General features: G+C 41.4%; 13 protein-coding genes. 7 read left to right on the top strand and 6 right to left on the bottom strand.

Annotation, left to right across the window (positions count from 1 at the left end):
* Nucleotides 1-53: 53 nt before the first annotated feature.
* Together HMPREF1505_RS07965 and HMPREF1505_RS07960 are read left to right on the top strand one after the other, a co-directional pair.
* Nucleotides 54-1,208, top strand: a complete 1,155-nt coding sequence (locus tag HMPREF1505_RS07965; RefSeq protein ID WP_036924416.1) for an OmpA family protein — start codon at nt 54-56, stop codon at nt 1,206-1,208.
* Between the two features lie 240 nt (nt 1,209-1,448).
* On the top strand, nt 1,449-2,213 hold the full coding sequence (locus tag HMPREF1505_RS07960; RefSeq protein WP_036924413.1) for an acyl-[acyl-carrier-protein] thioesterase: 765 nt from the start codon (nt 1,449-1,451) through the stop codon (nt 2,211-2,213).
* Nucleotides 2,214-2,508: 295 nt separating this feature from the next.
* Here the strand turns inward: HMPREF1505_RS07960 and HMPREF1505_RS07955 are convergent, their stop codons facing one another.
* The 4 genes from HMPREF1505_RS07955 to HMPREF1505_RS07940 form a co-directional block, all read right to left on the bottom strand.
* Nucleotides 2,509-4,401 (bottom strand): ATP-dependent DNA helicase RecQ, encoded by a 1,893-nt coding sequence (locus HMPREF1505_RS07955; protein WP_036924410.1) that lies wholly within the window; start codon nt 4,399-4,401, stop codon nt 2,509-2,511.
* Between the two features lie 85 nt (nt 4,402-4,486).
* Nucleotides 4,487-6,211, bottom strand: coding sequence for a single-stranded-DNA-specific exonuclease RecJ (recJ, locus tag HMPREF1505_RS07950; protein ID WP_036924408.1), 1,725 nt, complete (start codon nt 6,209-6,211; stop codon nt 4,487-4,489).
* A 246-nt stretch (nt 6,212-6,457) separates the two neighbouring features.
* On the bottom strand, nt 6,458-7,660 hold the full coding sequence (locus HMPREF1505_RS07945) for an aminopeptidase C (protein WP_013264266.1): 1,203 nt from the start codon (nt 7,658-7,660) through the stop codon (nt 6,458-6,460).
* Between the two features lie 84 nt (nt 7,661-7,744).
* On the bottom strand, nt 7,745-9,151 hold the full coding sequence (locus tag HMPREF1505_RS07940) for an aminopeptidase P family protein (protein ID WP_036924407.1): 1,407 nt from the start codon (nt 9,149-9,151) through the stop codon (nt 7,745-7,747).
* Nucleotides 9,152-9,238: 87 nt separating this feature from the next.
* Between HMPREF1505_RS07940 and HMPREF1505_RS07935 the strand changes: the two genes are divergently transcribed.
* The 5 genes from HMPREF1505_RS07935 (at nt 9,239) to HMPREF1505_RS13165 (ending at nt 15,799) form a co-directional block, all read left to right on the top strand.
* A complete protein-coding gene (locus HMPREF1505_RS07935; protein ID WP_036924405.1) occupies nt 9,239-10,105 on the top strand; it encodes a patatin family protein in 867 nt (288 codons plus the stop codon).
* A gap of 716 nt (nt 10,106-10,821) precedes the next feature.
* A complete protein-coding gene (locus HMPREF1505_RS07930) occupies nt 10,822-11,460 on the top strand; it encodes a DUF4827 domain-containing protein (protein WP_036865518.1) in 639 nt (212 codons plus the stop codon).
* 96 nt (nt 11,461-11,556) lie between these two features.
* Nucleotides 11,557-12,948, top strand: coding sequence for a phosphoglucosamine mutase (gene glmM / locus HMPREF1505_RS07925; protein ID WP_036924403.1), 1,392 nt, complete (start codon nt 11,557-11,559; stop codon nt 12,946-12,948).
* 469 nt (nt 12,949-13,417) lie between these two features.
* Nucleotides 13,418-15,460 carry a hypothetical protein gene (locus HMPREF1505_RS07920; RefSeq protein WP_036924399.1) on the top strand — a complete coding sequence of 681 codons (2,043 nt, stop codon included), beginning with the start codon at nt 13,418-13,420 and terminating at the stop codon, nt 15,458-15,460.
* A 168-nt stretch (nt 15,461-15,628) separates the two neighbouring features.
* Entirely contained in the window at nt 15,629-15,799 is a 171-nt protein-coding gene (locus HMPREF1505_RS13165; protein ID WP_155948929.1) for a hypothetical protein, read from the top strand.
* Nucleotides 15,800-15,827: 28 nt separating this feature from the next.
* Here HMPREF1505_RS13165 and HMPREF1505_RS07915 read toward each other — a convergent pair whose 3' ends face one another.
* Both HMPREF1505_RS07915 and HMPREF1505_RS07910 read right to left on the bottom strand, forming a co-directional pair.
* Nucleotides 15,828-20,768 (bottom strand): DUF4132 domain-containing protein, encoded by a 4,941-nt coding sequence (locus tag HMPREF1505_RS07915; protein ID WP_036924397.1) that lies wholly within the window; start codon nt 20,766-20,768, stop codon nt 15,828-15,830.
* A gap of 140 nt (nt 20,769-20,908) precedes the next feature.
* The gene (locus HMPREF1505_RS07910; protein ID WP_036924665.1) at nt 20,909-21,313 is read right to left on the bottom strand and encodes a hypothetical protein; all 405 of its coding nucleotides are present in this window, start codon (nt 21,311-21,313) and stop codon (nt 20,909-20,911) included.
* Nucleotides 21,314-21,865: the final 552 nt, after the last annotated feature.

Raw genomic sequence — 21,865 nt, 5'->3', positions numbered from 1 at the left:
TTAAAACATTGACATTATAGATTTTACAAATATTAATTAATTCAGAGAAAACAATGAAAAAGTTAGTTTTAATGTTGGCTGCTGCTTCTATGGCAGCATCTGTTTCTGCTCAGACTGTAGCAGAGAGCAAGACATTTGATAACATCTACGTTGGTATTAACGGTGGTGTTGCAACAAAGACAACTGGTCACAAGTGGTTGAGCGACCTCGATCCAAACGCTGGTATCCGTATCGGTCGTTACTTCACTCCAGTATTCGGTCTTGCTATTGAGGGTAACGCATACTTCTCAAACAAGCCTTGGGGTTCTACAGGTACAGTAGTTCGCGCTACTAACGCAAGCTTGCTCGGTACTGTAAACCTTAGCAACTGGTTCGGTGGTTATAAGGGTGAGCCACGTACATTCGAGGTTAGCGCACTCTATGGTCTTGGTTGGATGCACGTATTCTCTAACAACAAGTTCTTAAAGGCTGCTACATCAGAGAATCGTAACCGTATGACTTCTAAGGCTGCTCTTGACTTCGCTTTCAACTTCGGTTCAGCAAAGCAGTTCCAGTTCTATGTAGAGCCTTCTATCAACTTCGCATTCTTGGGCCAGTCTAACTCACACAACGTATCTGCTAGTGCAGCAGGTCCTGTCTTCACAGAGGTTCACGCAGACTATGGTTACAAGGCAACAGGTCAGGCAGGTCAGCCAGCTTACAACATCAACAACTCATTCGTTCAGTTGAATGCTGGTCTCGTTTACAAGTTTGCTAACTCTAACGGTACACACAACTTCACAATCGCTACTTCACGTGACCAGGCTGAGATCGATGCTTTGAACGCACAGATCAACGAGCTCCGCAACCGTAAGCCAGAGGTTATCACTAAGGAGGTCGTTAAGGAAGTCGTTAAGGAAGTTCCTTCTGTTAAGGTTAAGGAGTTCACTGTATCTGACCTCGTATTCGTAACATTCGCTCAGGGTAAGTCTGCTCTTACAAAGGACGCTAAGGCTGCTCTTAACAACGTTAAGCAGGGTGTTCACGTTCAGGTTGTTGGTACAGCTTCTCCAGAGGGTTCTAAGGAACTTAACGATCGTCTCTCACAGGCTCGTGCTGACGTAGTTGCTAACTACCTCAAGGGTCGTGGTGTTATCGTTGACGAGTCAACAGGTAAGGGTGTACAGGGTGTAACTTCTAACCGTCTTGCAGTTGTTTACGTAAAGTAATCTAACCGAATAGGTTAAGAAGGATTATCCTTCGAACGATAAATATTGGGGATGCATCTTTTAGGTGCATCCTCTTTTGTTTTGTTTATATGTGTAGTTTTTCTTAATAAGGTTTATTAATAAGGATGACATTTTAGTTTTCCTTGCAAATAATAGAATAATCTTACTGATTCTCCGTTATATAAAATAAGCAAAGTGGTATAACTGCTTGTAATAACTTGTTAGTGTAAAAAGAGTTATATGGAAAAGTTATCAAAGATAGGTAGATATGATTTTTTGGCGGAGCCGTTCCATTGCGACTTCTCCAATCATTTGTTTATGGGGCATTTAGGCAATCATATGTTGAATGCAGCCGATTTTCATAGCAACGACCGCGGTTATGGTATGAACTATCTCAATACAGTTAATAAGACATGGGTGTTGAGCCGTTTGGCTATTGAGATGGAAGAAATGCCGAAGGCATATGATAAGTTCTTTGTAGAGACTTGGGTCGATAGTGCTTTGAAATCCTTTACAAGCCGTAACTTTAAGGTTATTGGTGAGACAGGGCATGTTTATGGCTATGGTAAGAGTGTCTGGGCAATGATAGACCTTGACACACGTCAGCCTGCAGACATTCTTGCTGTTCGCGGTGGTTTGATAACCGAGTATATAGAAACAGAATATTCTTGTCCAATAGAGAAGTCATCACGTGTGAAGATGTCTGCTGATGCCACTCCTGTTCGTTCAATAGACACTTATTATAATGATGTTGATATCAATGGACATATTAACTCAGTCAAATATATCGAGCATATGTTAGACTTGTGGGACGTGGCTTGGTATAAGCAACATCGTATCAAACGTTTTGAGATAGCTTATGTTGCTGAATCACATCAAGGTGATAAACTTCACTTCTATCGGGAGCAGCGAGAAACGGAGACCGACTTCAATGTAAGAATAACAAAGAGTAATGTGGAAAGAGAAGAGACGGAAGTGTGTCGTTGTAGGGTACAATTTGTTTAACTCGTATTGGTCGTTAGGAAACAATACCTACGGTACAGAATTAGACGTGTTGTAATCTAATAAAATTTGGCTTTAAGAGTTGCTGTCACTCGTGTCACTTATTATAGATGTATAATTACTTGTTTTATAATGAGTTATCTCTATATGTTAAAATGACAGCAAACGTAATTTAAAATAAACTTGTTAGAAGTGTAGTGTTTCTGTTCTTGTTATAAGTTTGATCAGTTCAAACTTTAATGAGTTGATGAATAATTTTAATAATCATGATATCTGTCTTTGAAAGAATAAAATTAGTTTAGGGTAGAAGTAAGAAACTTCCATCCATAAGGATTTCCTCTTCCAAAACCATTTCTCGCATTACTTGTTGTACAAAATCCCAATCGTCATTTAACTGTCGAATCTCTGTTATAGGGTGCTTTTGGCCATCTGCTAAGAAAGTTAGTAGCTGTTCTCTGATAAGCTCTTTCTCATCCGTATCATCCTCTTGGGTATGTGAAAGGCAGACATCACATTGCTCACAGTCTTTTGACTTCGTTTCCCCGAAGTAAGATAGTAGTTGTCTACTGCGACATACTCGTTCATTCTGTGCATAATTAATAACAGAATTGATACGCTTTATGAATTGCTCCTTTCTGTCCTCATACACACTCTTGTTAAGGATAACGTCAACACCATCAACACGGTCTTGTGTGTAGCTGATTAGTGGTGTGTTCTTACGTGGAATGAAGTTGATAATACGTTTCTTGCTTAGATTAACCAATACCATATAGGTTTGGTTTCTGTCGAGTCCAGCTTCTTGTGCAATATAGCTTTCATCAATATATCCACTGTCAGAAAATAAACCGCCATAGTTACGGAGTAGGGCAGTGACGACATCATTCTCCTTGTCAGTAAGTGAGTCCAGTCGGTAGAGGTCATCTCTATTCAACAGGAAACGAACACGTGCCTTGGTGTCTGGGTTCTGCTCATAATCAATATAGCCAGCTCGTTGAAGAATTGTTAGCGCAGCATTTACACGTATTGGAAAATGTTTGAAGGTGTTGCAGAACTTGTCAATAGGAAACTCAAAGATACATCCATAGCCACTTCCAACACCTATCTGATAGAAGTAGGCTAAGTGTTCGTATACTGTCTGGATATAGTCTTTAGGAGGGAAGGTATCTTCAATGCGTTTTTGCAACGTACGGTTGTCGTGCCCATTATAAAGGAGTACAGCATATGCTTTATTGCCATCACGTCCCGCACGTCCCGCCTCTTGGAAGTACGCCTCCAAGGAACTTGGACTATCGATATGAATAACCACACGTACGTTAGGTTTGTCGATACCCATACCAAAAGCATTTGTAGCAACCATAACGCGTATCTTATCATTCTGCCAGTCGTTCTGCCGTTGGTCTTTAACGCCAGGTTCTAAGCCTGCATGATACCATGTAGCCGAGATTCCATGTTCTGTGAGCATTTGCGCAATCTCCTTCGTGCGTTTTCTACTACGGCAGTAGACGATAGCCGCCTTAGGTATAGATTGCAGGATATGTACCATCTCTGCCTCTTTGTCCTCAGTCTGGCGTACGACATAAGCTAAGTTCTTACGTTCAAAGCTCATTCGGAAGACATTCTTCTCTTTAAAACCTAAACGGTCTTGGATATCATCAACAACTTCTGGTGTGGCAGTTGCTGTTAAAGCGAGGATAGGTGCATTGGGAACTAACTTTCGAATGTTTGCAATCTGCAGGTAAGAAGGTCGAAAGTCGTATCCCCATTGGCTGATACAGTGGGCTTCATCAACAGTGATGAAACTCACTTTTATATGTCTTAATTTAGCCTGAAAGATATCAGAACCTATACGCTCAGGAGAAATATAAAGTAGTTTTATCCCTCCAAAGGTACAGTTCTCTAAAGTAGTAATGATGTCATCATGGCGCATACCTGAATAAATCGCAGCAGCCGTGATCCCTTGATGACGAAGATGGTCAACCTGATCCTTCATTAATGCAATAAGAGGAGTAATGACTAAGCATACTCCCTCTTGGGCTAATGCTGGCACTTGGAAGGTGAGAGATTTTCCTCCTCCTGTTGGCATTAGTCCTAAGGTATCCTTTCCTGAACCGATACTTTCGATAATATCTTTCTGTATACCGCGAAAGTCAGGATAGCCCCAATATTGATGAAGAATGTCAAGGTAGGACATTTGACTTTGAACTTTGATGTTTGAACTTTAGGGGCTTGAAGGAAGCCTATTCGTTCGAATACTACTAATAAAATTCAATCAACCATCAAGACTCTTCAGTTGGTCTAATATCCTCTATCTGTAATTGTACTGCTCCACGCTTAAAGACATTATCCTCAATGGTGTATGCTATGTCAAATGAGCGTTTCGACTTGATATAGCGGGCAGAGGCACTCTGTCCAAAGGCTATACCATTCATTACGTTATTGGATTTAGAATCGACCAGTTCTAACTTGATATGCTCTTGCTCACGTCCAACAACCTTGCTGGTTCCGAAATCGTAGACATCTAACGTACAGAAGAGAGGCTTTGGGTTTCCAGGACCAAATGGTGCGAAGCGTTTCAAATCAGTATGCAGTTTCTTTGTGATATCCTTAAAGTCAATAACAGCATCAATATCCAAGATCGCTTCGCGTTGTTCTGGTTCAATATGCTCTTCCACATATGCTTGGAATCGTTTACGAAACTCCTTTACATCTGCCCACTTCATGGTTAGTCCTGCAGCATAAGTGTGTCCACCGAAGTTTAATAAGAGGTCACGACAGCTCTTAATAGCTGCATATACGTCAAATCCCGCTACACTACGTGCAGAGCCTGTTGCAAGGTTCTCGTCACGTGTCAAGACTACTGTCGGACGGAAATAGATTTCTGTCAGACGAGAGGCAACGATTCCTATGACACCTTTTTTCCAATGCTCATCATAGAGAACAATGCTCGACTGATGCTTCTGACTTTCCAAGCGAGCCACAATCTGGTTAGCTTCTTCTGTCATCTGACGGTCTACATCCTTTCGCTGTTCGTTGTATTCGTCAATATGCTTTGCTTGATCGAGAGCTAAACTGTATTCTCTTTCAACAAGTAAGTCAACACTTTTCTTACCATTCTCCATACGTCCGCTGGCATTGATACGTGGTCCAATCTTAAAGATAATATCGCTCATTGACAACTCACGACCATTCAGACCGCAAATATCTACAATAGCTTTCAGTCCAAGGCTTGGATTTTGATTCAACTGCTTTAGTCCGTGGAAGGCAAGAATACGGTTCTCATCCACCACAGGAACCAAATCTGCTGCAATACTGACAGCACAGAAGTCGAGTAGGGGAACGAGACGAGAGAACGGAATATTATTGTTCTTTGCAAATGCCTGCATGAACTTAAAGCCTACACCACATCCGCAAAGGTTTTTAAAAGGATAAGAGTCGTCTGGTCGTTTAGGGTTAAGGATTGCCACAGCGGGCGGCATTACCTCGTCAGGAACATGATGGTCACAGATGATGAAGTCTATTCCTTGCTCTTTAGCATAGGTTATCTCTTCAATTGCTTTGATTCCACAATCGAGGATGATGATAAGTTTTACTCCTGTCTCTTTAGCAAAGTCTATCCCTTTCTTACTAACTCCATATCCTTCGTCATAACGATCGGGAATGTAGTAGTCGATATTTGAATAGAACTGACGTAAGAATTTATACACCAACGCTACAGCCGTACAGCCGTCTACGTCATAATCTCCGTAGACAAGAATGCGCTCCTTATGACCCATAGCATCATTGAGTCGATCAACAGCAGCATCCATATCCTTCATTAAGAAAGGATTGATGAGGTCTGCTAATTGTGGGCGGAAGAACCGTTTAGCCGCACTCTCCGTCGTTATACCACGACGAATGAGCAGCGAAGCGAGAATGGGACTAATCCCCAATTTCTCCCCTAAGTCTTTAGCCGCATTGACCTGAGTATCTGCAGGTGGAGTGTAGTTCCATTTAAATTGCATTTTAAATTGTTTTTATTTCTGTCCGTAAAGGTACAAAAAAAATGGCAAATGAGTATGTTATGTGGCGTATTATTTGGTTCTGTTTTTTATGATATTAGCCGCATTAGCCTAATTAGCCCAATTGATAATAAAACAACAATCCCGCTCCAAATCATTAGAGCGGGATTGTTTATGATTTATAGATTGTTGAAATGATGATATCAGAAAGGCTTGTTCTTTATTATCAATTCAACTTGTCTTATTCTTTTAGAGACCCATCTTCTTGCGGATGTCCTTAGGAATAGCGTTCTTGTTTACCATGTAGTCCATGGTGTTAGCTGCAATAAAGTTCTTGGTCATGTACCAGATACCCTTGTAGTCACCAGTCTCACCCCATGAGTTCTTTACCATATAGTACTCCTTACCGTTCTGGTCTTTAGCAATACCGAAGATAAGCATACCATGATCATCAGTAAGCTCCCAGTTGTCAAAGCGCTCCTGACGCTGCTGCTGTGTAGGAACAACCTCTGGTACGTTTACACCGAGTGAATCGATGATGTCCTTCTTCTTTGCAGCAGAAAGACCAAGCCAGTGAGCCATATCACTACCCTTCATGCTTTCAACCTTCTTACCGTCAACCATGTAAGCCAAACCCTTACGAGTGAAACCTGGCTCGCTAACGTCGCCACCCCATGCTACTGTGTAGCCATTCATGACAGCGTTATCAATGATACGCATCATCTCATCCATTGGGAGGTTATAAGACAATGGGAAACGCCAGTTGTCCTGTACCTCAACAGCAAACTGTGAGTAGAATGGGTGATGTGTGTAAGAAGTAATAGTTACATAGTCACTCCAGTTCAAACCAAGGCTTGCAGCGAAGCTCTTTGGAGTGTACTGCTTGCCTTCGTAAGTGAATGTCTCTGGACACTTGCCAAGATAAGCATCGAGGATACCCTGCAAGCCCTGCTTCCATTGACCAGAAATCTTGTTTGCCTTGTTGCGTGCAATACCATTTACATATGGCTCTAACAAAGAGAAGAACTCATTGAAGTTGTTCAATGAATCGCCATAGAGTGAGCCTGGGAATGGCATAGCACTTTCTGGACAAATACCATAAGTCTCAAGGGTGTGCAATACATCGTATGCAGAACCACCTTGAGCAAACTGGCAGTCACCATGGAAGCGAACAACCTGAATAGCGCGCTCCATGTATGTCTTGTTAGCAACGAAACTCTCACAGAGGTCGTATGTCTTACCAGTCTTCTTCAAAATCTCAGCCTCGAAGTAGCTAAGAGTTGAATAGTCCCAGCATGTGCCTGAACGGTTCTGGTCCTTAATACTTGTAATTGGAATCTGCTTTACTACAGTAAAAACAGGCTTGTTAGAGGTTGCACCCTCTTTCTTGTCTGCGGCATTAGCACCTATCGCAAGCAAAGCGAGCAATGCTACAACAAAAGTTTTTCTCATAAGTTTTTCTTATAAATGGGGTTGCCGTTGTGAGTGATACTCTTGCGGCAACCTTGATGTAAATATTAATTATTAAATGTTTTATTACTTTCGGTTTGCTGCAATGAAGTCTTCGACATCTTGTGGATGATAAGGAATAATATCCTTGCCTATGAATCGGCAACCATCCTTGGTGATGAGAAGATCGTCTTCAAGACGGATACCTCCGAAGTCCTTGTACTCATCTAACTTATCGAAGTTGAGGAAGTCTGCACAATGTTTCTTTGCACGCCACTCGTCAATCAATGCTGGGATAAAATAGATACCCGGTTCATCAGTAACGACAAAGCCCTCTTCCAAGCGGCGACCCATACGTAAGCAGTTAGTACCAAACTGCTCAAGGTTAGGACGTGTCTCTTCGTCGAAGCCAACATTAATCTGATCGAAAGACTCCATATCGTGAACATCCATACCCATCATATGGCCAAGTCCATGAGGCAGGAACATGGCATGTGCACCTGCAGCTACAGCTGCATCAGTGTCGCCCTTAGCCAATCCAAGTTCTTTCATACGATCAAAGATGATACGGCAAATGGCAAAGTGAACGTCCATATACTTAACACCCGGCTTAGAAAGCTTTAATGCAGCATCGTGGCACTCTTCTACGACCTTGTAAATCTCCAATTGTTTCTGAGTGAATTTACCACTTACAGGGAATGTACGGGTGTTATCAGAACAGTAGTGGTTGACAGTCTCAGCACCACAGTCACAGAGAGCAAGGCGACCAGCCTCCAATACTGCCATCGAAGGATTGCCATGCATAATCTCACCATGCTGAGAGAAGATGGTTGGGAATGATACCATGGAACCATATGAGTTAGCGATACCGCTAACCTGACCACCAACGAACTGCTCAGTTACACCTGGCTTACCCAATATCATAGCAGTTGTGTGCATCTTGTAGCCGATAACAGCAGCACGCTCCAACTCCTCAATTTCTTCCTGTGTCTTTACAGAACGCATCTTAACAACCGCACGGATAAGTTCCATACTTGCTGACTCCTTCTGTTGATTAGGATGAATACCAAAGAGGTCGAATATTTGAATCTTAATATCAGCACGATAAGGAGGTAGAAAATGAACCTTACGATGCTCACGCAACGCATTGTTACAAATGGTCTTTAGACCCTTCATGTTTACAGTGTTGGCTACACCAACGGCATCAGCCATATCTTTTACAGAGTCAACGCTACCGTACCATACAATGTCGTCGATGTCAATGTCATCACCAACAAGTGTTTCTGTGTCATTGTCAATGTCAATAACACCAACTAATCCGTCACGTTTCTGACCAAAATAATAGAGGAATGATGAATCCTGACGGAAAGGATAATATCCATTCGCAGGGAAGTTTGCAGGCGACTCATTGTTGCCAAAGAGAATAATAATACCCTCTCCAACAAGCTTCTTAAGCTCTGCACGGCGCTTTACATAGGTTTCTTTGTTAAACATATTTCAATTATTAGTTGGTTTGAATGCAAAGATAGTTATTTTTGTTTGAAAGTTATTAACTTTGCAGTTGTTTTTTAACGAGATTTTATGCAAATAGATAGGAATACGGGTTTAGTGTTAGAAGGAGGAGGGATGCGTGGTGTATTTACCTCTGGTGTTTTGGATGCTTTCATGAAATATAAGCTCTATTTTCATTACATCGTTGCAGTATCTGCAGGAGCATGTAATGGTTTGTCGTATGCCAGTCGTCAACCGCGTCGTGCTCGTATTTCTAATATTGATATGCTTGCCAAGTATGATTACATAGGCTTGCGCCATCTCGTTACGCAGGGATGTATTTTCGACCCAGATTTACTTTATCATCGTTTCCCTTATGAGCTTATTCCTTTTGATTATGAAGAATATTTCCGTAATTGTAGGAATGGGGATATCTTTGAGATGGTGGTAACAAACTGTCAGACTGGTTTTGCAGAATATCTCTCAGAATCGTCAGGTGATACGCATCGTCTTAATGCATTGGCACGTGCTTCTTCAAGTCTTCCTTACGTTAGTAAGATTGTTGAGGTGGATAGTAAGGAGTTATTGGATGGTGGTATTGTTGACTCTATTCCTATACTGCGTTCTATAGAGACTGGACACGATACGAATGTGGTTATCAGTACGCGTAACAAAGGTTGGCGAGATACTGGACGTGACCATAAACAACCCAAGTTTATCTATCGCAACTATCCACGTTTACGTGTTGCTCTGAGCCGTAGGATAGAGGCATACAACCGTCAACTCGACTTGGTGGATGAGTTGGAGGAACAAGGTAAGATACTTGTTATTCGTCCAGAAGAACCTATTGTTGTAGGACGAATGGAGAAAGATGTTGATAAGCTTGAGCATCTTTATGAGGAAGGTTTCCGATTAGGTGAACAATTTGTGAAGGAGCATCTTCCTCATCTTCTCTAAAAATGATGTAAATATCTATTGTACAGAGGAATATGTAGAAAAGAGTAGGGGCTGTCTATAGTTTTGGTAGATAGCTCCCATTTTTTATTGTAATTTAGCTGATTCCTTTCTTTGTAACTATAAGCGCATCTTCCATTATATCCTTTTTAATACTCGAAAAGTCACCGACAACACCTTGAAAATTCATTACATAATTTCAAATAAAATATTCATAAATAACGCCAAAAGCATAAACAAGTGATAGCTTTGTAATAAACAGAATATCAATTAGTTATAAAGTATTAACGTAAAAGGTGCTTATTTGGACTTCAAAAGGGCGTTAGTAAGAGTCTTAAAGGGCACCTTTTGCAAGTCAATTAGGCATCTTTTAGAAGCCAAAAGAGCATGTATTGGTTTTGAGTTACGTGAAAATAGTTTACAAAGAGATAATGATATGAGCATAAGTTATTTGTAGATTAAGGATAGTGATAATATCTATTTGTCTTTTATTGTGCAGTTATCCTCCTTTGTGAGCCCAACTAATAAGAATTATACATATTGTGGTCTAATGACCGATTTGGGTTTAACAGAAGAACCTGAAAAATAGGGATTCTAAGTGATAAAACTACTATAAAGTTTCTTTTTACAACCTACCTTAATATATTTTCTTACTTCTTATTTTTCCTTTCTAAATACTTTTTCTTATCTTTGCACAACATATTAAAATAAGAAAACGAATGAAGAAGATAAATTTTCTCCTTGTTGTATTAGCTGCAGTGTTGGCGTTTAGTTCATGTAATAAGACTGAGACTTATGCTGATCAGTTGGAGCGAGAGACTGAAGCGATAAACTCTTTTATAGTCAAGAAAGGTATAAAAGTAATTAGTGAAGAGCAGTTTGCTAAACAAGGAAATACTACAGATACAACGAAGAATCAGTATGTTCTTTTCCCTAATACTGGTGTTTACATGCAGATTGTTGAGAAAGGGACTGGCGAAGTAATTAAAAAAGGTGAGACAGCCACTGTCCTCTGCCGTTTTAGCGAGCGCAACCTTATTACAGATACGCTGCAGTTATCTAATCAGTTCCTCGTCTTTGGTCCTAAGGTTGACAAGATGTCTGTAACAAACACAAGTGGAACATACACCGCTTCATTTGACCCTACTTCCAGTGTGATGGCTGACATCTATCAGAGTACTTCTGTACCAGCAGGTTGGTTGGTCCCAATGCCTTATATTGCTCTTGGTAGATTGGTTAATGCTTCATCTAAGTTGTCACACGTGAGACTTATCGTTCCTTCACAGCAGGGACAGCTTAATGCTTCAAAGGCAGTCTATCCTTGCTATTATGACCTTACTTTCCAGAGAGGTCTTTAATAGGCGGTGAAGAAAGAAGAAGTAAAAGAATAGAGCGAGAAAAATTAATAAAGCAAGAGAACAATAAGGGGAATACCCTTCAAACATATTTTAAGTATGACGCTTATTAAATCTATTTCCGGCATTCGTGGAACTATCGGAGGTCGTGCGGGGGATACGCTAAACCCGCTGGATATTGTTAAATTTGTTTCAGCATACGCTACTTTTATTGCACGTAAGCACCCTGGAAAGAAGCTAAAAATTGTTGTTGGCCGTGATGCACGTATCTCTGGTCCAATGGTTAAGAATGTTGTCTGCGGTACGCTGATGGGTATTGGTGCAGATGTTGTGAACATCGGTTTGGCTACAACACCTACAACAGAGTTGGCTGTACGTATGAGTGGTGCATATGGTGGTATCATTATCACTGCTTCTCACAATCCACGCCATTGGAATGCTTTAAAACTTCTGAATGAGGAGGGTGAATTCCTTACTGCAGCTGATGGTGCTGAGGTCTTGGATATTGCAGAGCGTGAGGACTTCGTCTATGCAGATGTAGATGGTTTGGGTAGTTATACTGATGACGATTCATTTGATGAGCGCCATATAGAAGAGGTGATGAACCTTGAATTGCTCGACCTTGAGGCTGTTAAGAATCGTAAGTTCCGTGTTGTAGTTGATTCTATCAATTCTGTTGGTGGTGTTATCCTGCCTAAGCTTCTCGATCGTTTAGGGGTTGAATATAAGTTCTTGAATGGAGAAGCAACAGGCGACTTTGCTCACAATCCAGAGCCGATTGCAGCAAACCTCACAGGCATTATGGACGAGGTAGCCAAGGGTGGTTATGATTTGGGTATCGTTGTAGACCCTGATGTAGACCGTTTGGCATTCATTCAGGAGGATGGTAAGATGTATGGTGAGGAGTACACACTCGTCACAGTGGCAGACTATATCCTCGAGCATGTGAAGGGTAACACTGTTAGTAACCTCTCTTCAACTCGTGCTTTGCGTGACGTAACAGAGAAGCATGGCGGTAAGTATTATGCTTCTGCTGTAGGTGAGGTGAATGTTACCACAAAGATGAAGGAAGTCGGTGCTGTTATTGGTGGTGAAGGTAATGGTGGTGTTATCTATCCAGAAAGCCATTATGGTCGTGATGCCCTTGTTGGTATTGCGCTCTTCCTTAGTTCTTTGGCACAGAAGGGACTGAAGGCAAGCGAACTTCGCAAGACTTTCCCAGAGTATTTCATAGCAAAGAATCGTATCGACCTTACAGCTGATACAGATGTTGATGCAATCCTCGTGCGTGTGAAAGAACTTTATGGACAGGAGAAGGATGTGCAGGTAACTGATATTGATGGCGTTAAGCTCGACTTCCCTGATGCTTGGGTTCATCTTCGTAAATCAAATACAGAACCTATTATTCGTGTTTACAGCGAGGCTAACACTATGGAGGCTGCTGATGCGTTAGGTAAGAAACTTATGCAGGTAGTTTACGATATGCAGTAAAATAACCTTATCATATAAAAGAAAAGGATGCTTTAGAGAAACCTCAAAAGCATCCTTTTTTTATTGATATCCGTTTTATGTAATATTTCATCACCGGCTTATATATGTCTTTTTGTTGACTTATAATGTGTAGGAGAATTTTGTTTTAGCCTCTGTGTATATGGCCTTTTAATTTTATGTTAAGGTGCGGCATGAAATACGTTTACTATCAGCAGATCCCGTGCGAAGCTATAGCATGTAGAGGAAATATACAGCTTTGCAATGATGAGATGATATCTGTATTTCGTAAATACTATTCATTCTCAGTCTATTGTAGAATATAATTAGAGCAAAAAATATTACTTCTCAATAACATTTGTCAACTTTTTACTTGCTTTTTTCTTATTTATTTTCTTACTTTGTGACGATAGTTATAAAGCCTAAATATAATGTCATATATGCTTGTATACGACTGAAAAATAGCAGTAAGATGGATAGAAGGAAAATAATTTGTGTGATCTTTGGTGTGATGACACTTCCTGCTGTTGCACAGACTGATTCTGTATCAAAGAATGTTCAGCTGAAGGAGGTGGTTGTTGCAGGTGATATGGCGAAACGAGAGGTGGATTATATCGACTGTATTCCTACTCCGAAACAGCGGAAACATGCTCATTCCGGATTTGAGCTTATAAGGAATATGATGTTGTCTGGCGTCAATGTGGATACAGAGAATGGTGTTATAATAACGCCAGTAGGTACGGCAACGCTGTATATCAATGGTAAGAAGGCTTCTGTGAGAGAGATAACTTCGTTACGTCCAAAGGATATCCTGCATGTAGAATACTATGATATGCCTTCGGGAAAGTATGCTAACGACAAGGCTGTGATAAACTATATTGTTAAGACTTATACTTCGGGTGGTTATACACAAGTGGATGCTTTGCAGGGAGTAGGCTATCTGAGGGGTGATTACAACCTTAGCTCAAAGTATAGTCTTGGGCATTATAATGTTAATCTATGGGCAGGTAGCAGTGTACAGAACCCTAAGGTTTACGGTGAGACTACGACAGATTATCTGCTGGATAACCCTATTCATAAACAAGAAGCAGCGTATGATACTGATATGAAGAGTATCGGTCGTTACGTTAATGTCAGTCTTAGTCGGAGGACGGAGCGTACAACGTGGATGATTAGAAGCGGTGTTGAAGTTAGTACAAGGCGTGATGATGTCTTGAATGGTAGTTTGATATATACGGGCTATACCGTTCCTTTGTCGTTTACGAATAATGTTCTCGAGCATGATAAGACTGTAAAACCCACTCTTTCCCTTTACTTTAATCGTAATTTCAAGGGTGGAAAGAGTCTTGAATGTTCATTGGATGGTTATTATGCACGTAATACTTATAAGCGTAATAGCCTTGAAGACAGGGTTTTCTTGAGTGATGTGAAAGAAGATTATACGTATCTAAACTTTAATTCAAGCTATGTGATGCCTCTTCCCAAGGGACATAATCTAACGTTTAGTCTGATTGAATTCTTGAAGATAAGTCAAGATGAGTATAGAGGTAGTTCTCCGAGTCTGCAGCATCTGAGGTCTTCTGAATCCTTGTTTTTTGTTGATTATGCGAAGCGGTGGGGGAGAAAGGTAATGTTGGTGGCTCGTCCTGGTGTGTCTTACCTTGCTTACAAGTTGCGTGGAGAGCAGGAGGTGACACATCTGACACCACGTTTTTACTCAATGTTCTCGTGGAGTCCAAATCAGCATCAGGCTTTACAACTGTTCTTTGCCTTAGGAAATACGTTTCCGACGCTGAATACTGTGAATGCTGCAGAGCAGCAGGTAGATCGTGTCTTGGTGCGTCGTGGTAACCCTACGATGGATAATTCCACGCTGCTTGGTCCTGCTTTGACTTATTCTGTCAACTTTAAGAAATGGTATGCCTTACTTTCTGCCAACTATGAATATATGAGTAATGCTATTGCCAATGTTTTTCTAAAAGATAATAACAGATTGATAAATACTTATTCGAGCGATACACGCTATCATCAGTACCAACTGTTGCTCTCTGCAACGTGGAAGCCTGTGAGTGATTTCAATGTGAAATGGGAGGGCGGATATGATTATTACCGTGTAAGCGGAGCTGCCGACGAGCGTTTAGGATACTTTTATGCACGTATGGAAGCCGGTTATTATTTGGGTGATTTCTCGCTCTCAGCTTCTACACAGACGGCTCGCAAGGATTTGATGGGTTGTCAGGAACGTGTACACCTACCATTCCTCTATGATTTGTCAGCAGAGTGGAGTCACGGAAATCTGTCAGTAATCGTCACTGCACGAAATCTCTTTATACAAGGAAATAAGCGCACACGAAGTTTATTCACCTCTAACTACCAGTGTTATGAGCATAATGTTAGCGAGCGGGATAATTCTTTTGCTTCTGTAAAAGTAGCCTATTCTCTTGACTATGGTAAGAAGGTTAACCATTCTCCTAAGTATGAATCGAAGGCTGCAGAAAGCTCAATCTTGAAGTGATGAGTGTACACAGCGTAGATTACTTGTCTGCTTAATCTTCTTTTGGGAGTTTAGTAGACCACTGTTTGTGGTGCTTTTCTGAAGCAATTGTTTATAATGACCGTTTCTTGTGATATTTGGGTTTAATATTTTTCTTCCTATATACATTAGTCATTATCATATTATTATATGCAAGAATCAGGTCAAAAAGAAGTCAGTTTCTTATCTTCTTTTATTCTGTTGATGCTCCGCACGTGTGGTGTTGATGCTCCGCACCATTGGTGCGAGTCGTTAGCACCAATGGTGCGGAGCACTAAATACAATGCTATGGATAGCCTTTTGGGCTATGCTTTACCATAGTCAGAGGGGTTTGGGATAGGTCTTAACGCTATTCTCGTTTAATCCATTTTAGAATTGTTGGGTCTTTCAACTTGTTATCTTCTGCAAGGAGTACCATTTTGGAAACAATCTCCACGGTCTTTGGGTCTTCATCCATAAATGGGAGATAGAGCTTCCCACGGTGCTGACTGTGTACAGGGATGATAGGAATCTCTACGCCACCAACCTGACGCACATTGCCCGAACCGAGGTGGATAGTATAGTCGGCAAGTGCGCCTTTGACGTGAATAAAGTTGTCAGAAACTATTACATTCTTAAACTTCATTAAGTCAGCAGTACACTTGACAATAGCTGCACGCAGTTCTTTCGTTGAGTTTCCTGTTTCTGGGTCGACACCACCGACGAAGGCAATGCTAACCGTCATGTCTACATCACGCATTACCTCGCTGTAGAGAATTGGGTCAATATCCGCAATCTTTAGTCGATTGTAAGTACGTGTAGATGAGAAGTAGACATACTCTATGGCGGGAGCTTCCACATCAGCAGGAGTAAACCAGTTGGCTTGTGCATAGAGTTCAACAGAGATACCTTGGCGATAGAATACCTTGCGCAACCCTCCTTCATAGTCAGCACTCCACCCACGGCTACGCAATGCAGCTGCAGCCTGCTTCACCTGAATCTGATATCCACTGTAGCGAAGTGACTCGTTTTGTTCTGCTTCATCAGGTGTTGGGATGTAAATCTCACGGAATATCTGTTTGAAAGGTTGTACAATCTTCTTGCTGAAGACGAAGTTTTGCCATGTTGACCACATGCCATCGGCATAGAGTTGCTGGGCATGGACGATAGTAATCGGTTTGTCAGCTTTTATCTTCTGGATACCATCAAGCGTCTCCAGTCCCTCGTTGGTATAGAAGCCTGTGGTTGTTCCTTGTCGAAGGAGTAGCAAGCGGAACATCGGACTGACGATAGGATTCTCAGCAATCACCTTTACATCCTGTGGACGTAATGGTGTCTGGCGTATCATCATATCCTCCATCATCGTGCGGGCACGCTTTCTCTGCTTCGTCCACTCCTTGCCCATAGCGGCAATATTGAGGTAGTCAGGGTGCTTTTTAATCTTTGCAGGTACCGTTTTCAGCACCTTCTCACCTTGTTGAATGATGAGTTTGTTGGTGCCATCCTCTGCTAACTGTAGTTTCAGTGTGTATCCCTCCACGTCTATTCCTTGTAGGAAAGCAGCGTTGTCAGTCACCTGCTGGCTCTCCATACTCCACGTTAGCTGTATCGGGTCAGCATATCCTGCACCGCGTGAGAGGTTGAGTAAGGCAATCTCGCATACCCTCTTCTCTGATGCTTGACGCTGTGCGCCATACTGCTTAGACTCTTTCAGAAAGGCTTGTATAAGCTGATAGCGTCGTTGCAAAGCCTTGTCGCTTTTGTCTGGAATCAGTCCTAATGAACATACGGCATCCTTGTTGCGCTTGGAGTGTATCTGTTCTGTGATGGTTTCTTCGTCTATCTTGCCGAGTGCCGTGTCTGCAAAGCGACGTGCCCGACTGTGATAGTTGCTGTTTCCGATGTATCGTGCAGCCTTGTAGAACAGGTCGAAACGCTTTTCACCAACCACAGTGTAAGCCTCGTGGAAGAGTTTTTCGTCAAAGGCTCCATCGGCAAGGTCAGCTGGGTCGAGGTCGGTGAAGAGTGCCGTTGCAGCCCTCTTCTCGTCTTCGCCCATCTCCTTAGTATGTGCAATGAAGTAGTAATAGGCAAGATCGAAGCCCTCCCAGTTGAGATACGCTTTGATAAGTGGAACCCACTGCGGTGCAAAATACGCCAACTCTAAGAGTCTGTCGTCTTTGATTGTCTTAAGTATTTCTGGCGTATCTGTTTCGAGTGGGAAGGTACGCTCAATGATATCGGTTAGCACTGCACGCTTTTCAGTGCCGTAGCTACTTGCTATCAGGTGATCTTTGCCCAATGCTTTCATTGCCGTAACCATATATTCAGCACCCTGAAGTACCATTGCGTTACTTATACGGATGATGATATTAGAGGCTGTTGTCGGTGCATTGAGGCGCGTCATCTCAACTTTGAAGAGGTGTTGAGCAATCTTATTGATGATTCTCTCCAGATTCTTGTAAGTCTCTTTGCCGTAACGTGCGTCAACATTCTTATCATCTTCATATAGTAAAGTAAGTCGGTGACCTCGTGTATTATAGATATAATCTCCTGCATTACGTAGTTCTTCTCCTTCGTCATTCAGCAGTAACTCCATAAAGGCATCGTCAGACAGCTTACCTTGAAGGTTGTAACGCGACAATATTAGTGCATCGATTGTATAGTATGAACAGTATAGGTTCTTATCCAGTCGGGCTATTGGCGCATACTTCCCATACATTGCCATTGACATATCTGCAAAGAGTTTGAACTCTTCTTCATTTCTCCAACAGTTTCTTGCGTATCTCATTGCAGTCTGGAAGAGTTCGCTATTGAATACGTGTTCATCATCATCTGAACCGTAACTGGAAATCCTTGTGTATCTGTTGGTTGGACAATGGAAGAATATCAACGCCAGAATGGAGTAGGCTTGAGAGAAAAGTAGGGAAGGAGTCTTCTTTTCTAAATCGTTGAGCAATGCTTGTACGATGAGTCGGAAGTGGCTGCCATACTTCCACGTTTCAATGCTTTTCTTGTTCTTGAATGGATAATTGTCAGCATCAAGTTCTACGAATTCGGTGCTATAGCTGTCTTCAAGTACTAATAGCATTAAGTAGATACCCAACAAATCTTCATCCTTGAGAGTATGATCTGCCAGAAAACTTTTCCAGAGTTCAGGATAAGGGAGTGTATCAAGGGTATGCTCGTCAGACGTAAAGGAAAGATAACTGTCACCAATTGTTTGGGTTCCTCCCCAATAGTTCTTATACTCCTTGTCTGCATTGTCCTCTATAATCTTTTCCAGTTCGGTGTATAGCTTGTGAAGTTCGTCAATGGTGTAGGTAAAGACAGAGCCTGCGTCTGCACGATTCTTGCCAGTAATCTTATTGAATACCTTACTAAGGAACGACTGCGAATCATTCTCTGTTAGGAAAGGATCAGATAGCTTAATGGTCGGAATGTCCCCCGTCTTGTATAGACCGTAACCACCTTCTGCTCCGGGATAGGTTGTAGGAGCAGTTGTATTTGCCTCCTTACTTGTAGAAGAAAAGTCCTTTGTAAGCTGTTTGCTACCTTCCCTAAGCTCAGTCAAAGCGGCTGTTATATAGTCTCCCTTCGTTGTCTGCAAACGTTCGTATGATGCTTTCAGCTGTTCGTAGGGCAACGTAAGCAGTACACGTACAGCCATACTTCGTGTATCAGAAACCTTGGATTTTAGTTTCTTCTCTATCTCCTTGATATCTGTTGTAGTAAATTCTTCCTTGTAGAAGAAGGTCAAGAGGAAGGCAAAGCCATCTTTTTCATAGCCAAAGATATTCTTAACAAGGAACTGGCGACGTGCTTCAGGACTGCCTAAAGGGTAATATTCCTTCATAAAGGTGTATAAAGGTTTCTTTTTCTCATCCTCTTGGCTATAGTTATAATATCTTATGAAATGCACTCCCCAGTTAGGCATCTTCTCAAGAAGAATATGGTCAATCGTTTCCTGTGTCTTCATTTGGCTGGCAAGTACCCACAGAGCATTGATGAAGTGTTCGCGTGAAAGACGGATATTGAACCATTCAAAGCCTTTGAAAGTGAAGTCCGTGTTATTCTTAACCTCCTTCTCCCATTTCGCAATCTCATCAAAAAACTTTTGGTAAAGTTCACGTTGCTTTCCCGAAACGCAGTCAACCTTTCCATATTCATACCTCTCCTCCCTGGCTGTACAACTTAATTGTTCTATGAAGAAAGCCTTTGTGAAAGGATCATCCAGATGCTTTGCAAAGAACTCGAAGTGGTCAGTAACTTTGAAATGACTTGAACGGTCAAGATAGTAGATGGCTGCAATACGGTTCTGGAGAGGGGTGTCGCCATCAATTAACTGTAAGGCATCACGCTGTGCAATACTGAAATCCTCAGCACCAGCCGTATATAAAGCAATGTAAACGAGTAGTGCATTCGGACCCGTATAGGCTTTTACTCGTTCCTCTGGGTGAGTCAAGAACAGATGAATGCCCTCGAAGATAGTCTTGATATCTTTGTCGGAAACAGACTCGTAGCCGATACCAGCCCACGTCTGAACAGATCGTCTAACGGAACTATAACGCAAAAGACCTTCTTCGGCAATGACATCCAGCATTCGTTTATAGAATGTCAGGCTGTATTCATTACCACATTCTACGATACTCTGGCGCAGACCCTCTTGTAGTTTTGCAGCTCTCAGCACGTTGAGGAGGAGGGTATGCAACTCCTCGTTATTATTAGATTCTATGGCTGTGATGAGGCTTTGCGTAAGGATTCCGACGTTATTTTCACTGGTCAGTACCTCTTTTACTGCATCAATAGTTTCTGATTTTCCCTGCTGGATGGCAGCTGTAAGTACAGGAGTAAATGAAAGGTAATAGCTGGTTATATCAGGGTATTGTCCACGGATTAGCTCGTCAATCGTGAGACCGTAGGCAGCTGCGGCAAAGAAGGCACGCATTGTGTCAGATATATCATCTGCTATCTCCTGTAAATCAATGCCTTTTCTTACATCTATACGATAGATACCTTTCGTGTGAGAGAGTTCTTTAAGCTGCTTTAAATGTAGTTCTAAAAGCTGGGAATAGTTCTTTGGAAGAATGTGAGGGAGGTTTGCACCTGCAGAAATAAGTTCCTTTATGGTACGGAAAGGAATCTTCTCTTCGTCATAACCTTTGTAAAAAACATTTCGGTAGTAATTGAATTGATAGTCTTCTTCCTTGCATGAGTTTACAAATCTTTTCTCCCATATATTGCATTGGGATAGGTTGATGCTATTGATATATTGTTGACAGTGTTCCTGTAACTCCTTCTTTGTTTTCATATTTTATTCCTTTCAATAAGTTCTTAGATGGTAAATACGTTCCAGTCAATGCGAATTTGCTGGTTAATAAGACTTATAAAGTAGTGATCTTTGCTGAATCTAATACTTTTCCCCTCACAATTTTCTCTCTAAGTTTAACCTTAAAAATAAAGACCTGTGAGCATTGTAAGTCTGAGAATGATGACTTCTGTTCCTTGGCAGAGGATGATAGGGGCATTCCATTCCGTTACTTCTTCACCATTGATAAATACTTTGAAGAGACCATCATCGTATGCCTGCTTTGTTCGTTCCATCGCTTTTGCCATTGTGTCGTGGTTTTCACCATAGTTCTCAGCAAAGCGGATGCGTCCTTCCTCAGCCTGTTCGGCAATTTCACTTTCGGACAAAGCGTGGTTCTCTTTTGGGGTCTGCGCTTCTGTTAGGCCTTTTTGGGTTAAGATGTAGAGTAAAGCCCCGAGTGTATTGATGGTTTCATCAATTTCTACAAGGTGCCTTCCTAATTCTTTTCTACTGCCCAACTTCTTTTTTATAATGTATATATCCATTCCGTTTAGGTATTTCTTTCTTTTGCAAATATAGAAAATAATTGGTAAACAAATGGATCTTATTACATATCTTTGACTGTGGAGGGGAATAATAGTGGGGAGATTGATAAAGGAGAAAATCGTTAGAATGTCGTTTTTAACCCAAATCATTCATTAGAGGCTAAATATATTTTGTTTTATTGTCGAGCAGATCGTTTGTCTTTGGGCTGCAGGCGTAGTGGGCTACATTAAGCTACAAAGACAAACAAGATGCCCATAAGAAAATAAAAGATGTTAGGAGATGCTGTTTTATGTTTCGAAATCGTTTTCAATTTGCTGTCATTACTGTCACATAAAATTGCTGTATAACTATTTAATTATCAGTGAGGTTATGCGAAATGTTAAAAGTGACAGCAAACTAAAATAAAAATATCCTTGTAATATGTGTAATAGTTTCTCTTGTTAGGGAGTCTATGTCACTCCAAATATTGAAAGACTTATTTGTATAAGTTTATTACGGGACAGTAGATATTTAGTGGGGATAGGCATATATTTTGGCAAGTCTAAAAAGAA

Source organism: Prevotella sp. ICM33 (assembly GCF_000517825.1).
In the GTDB taxonomy this organism is placed as follows: domain Bacteria; phylum Bacteroidota; class Bacteroidia; order Bacteroidales; family Bacteroidaceae; genus Prevotella; species Prevotella melaninogenica.
This window is presented reverse-complemented; position numbering and strand designations above follow the sequence as displayed.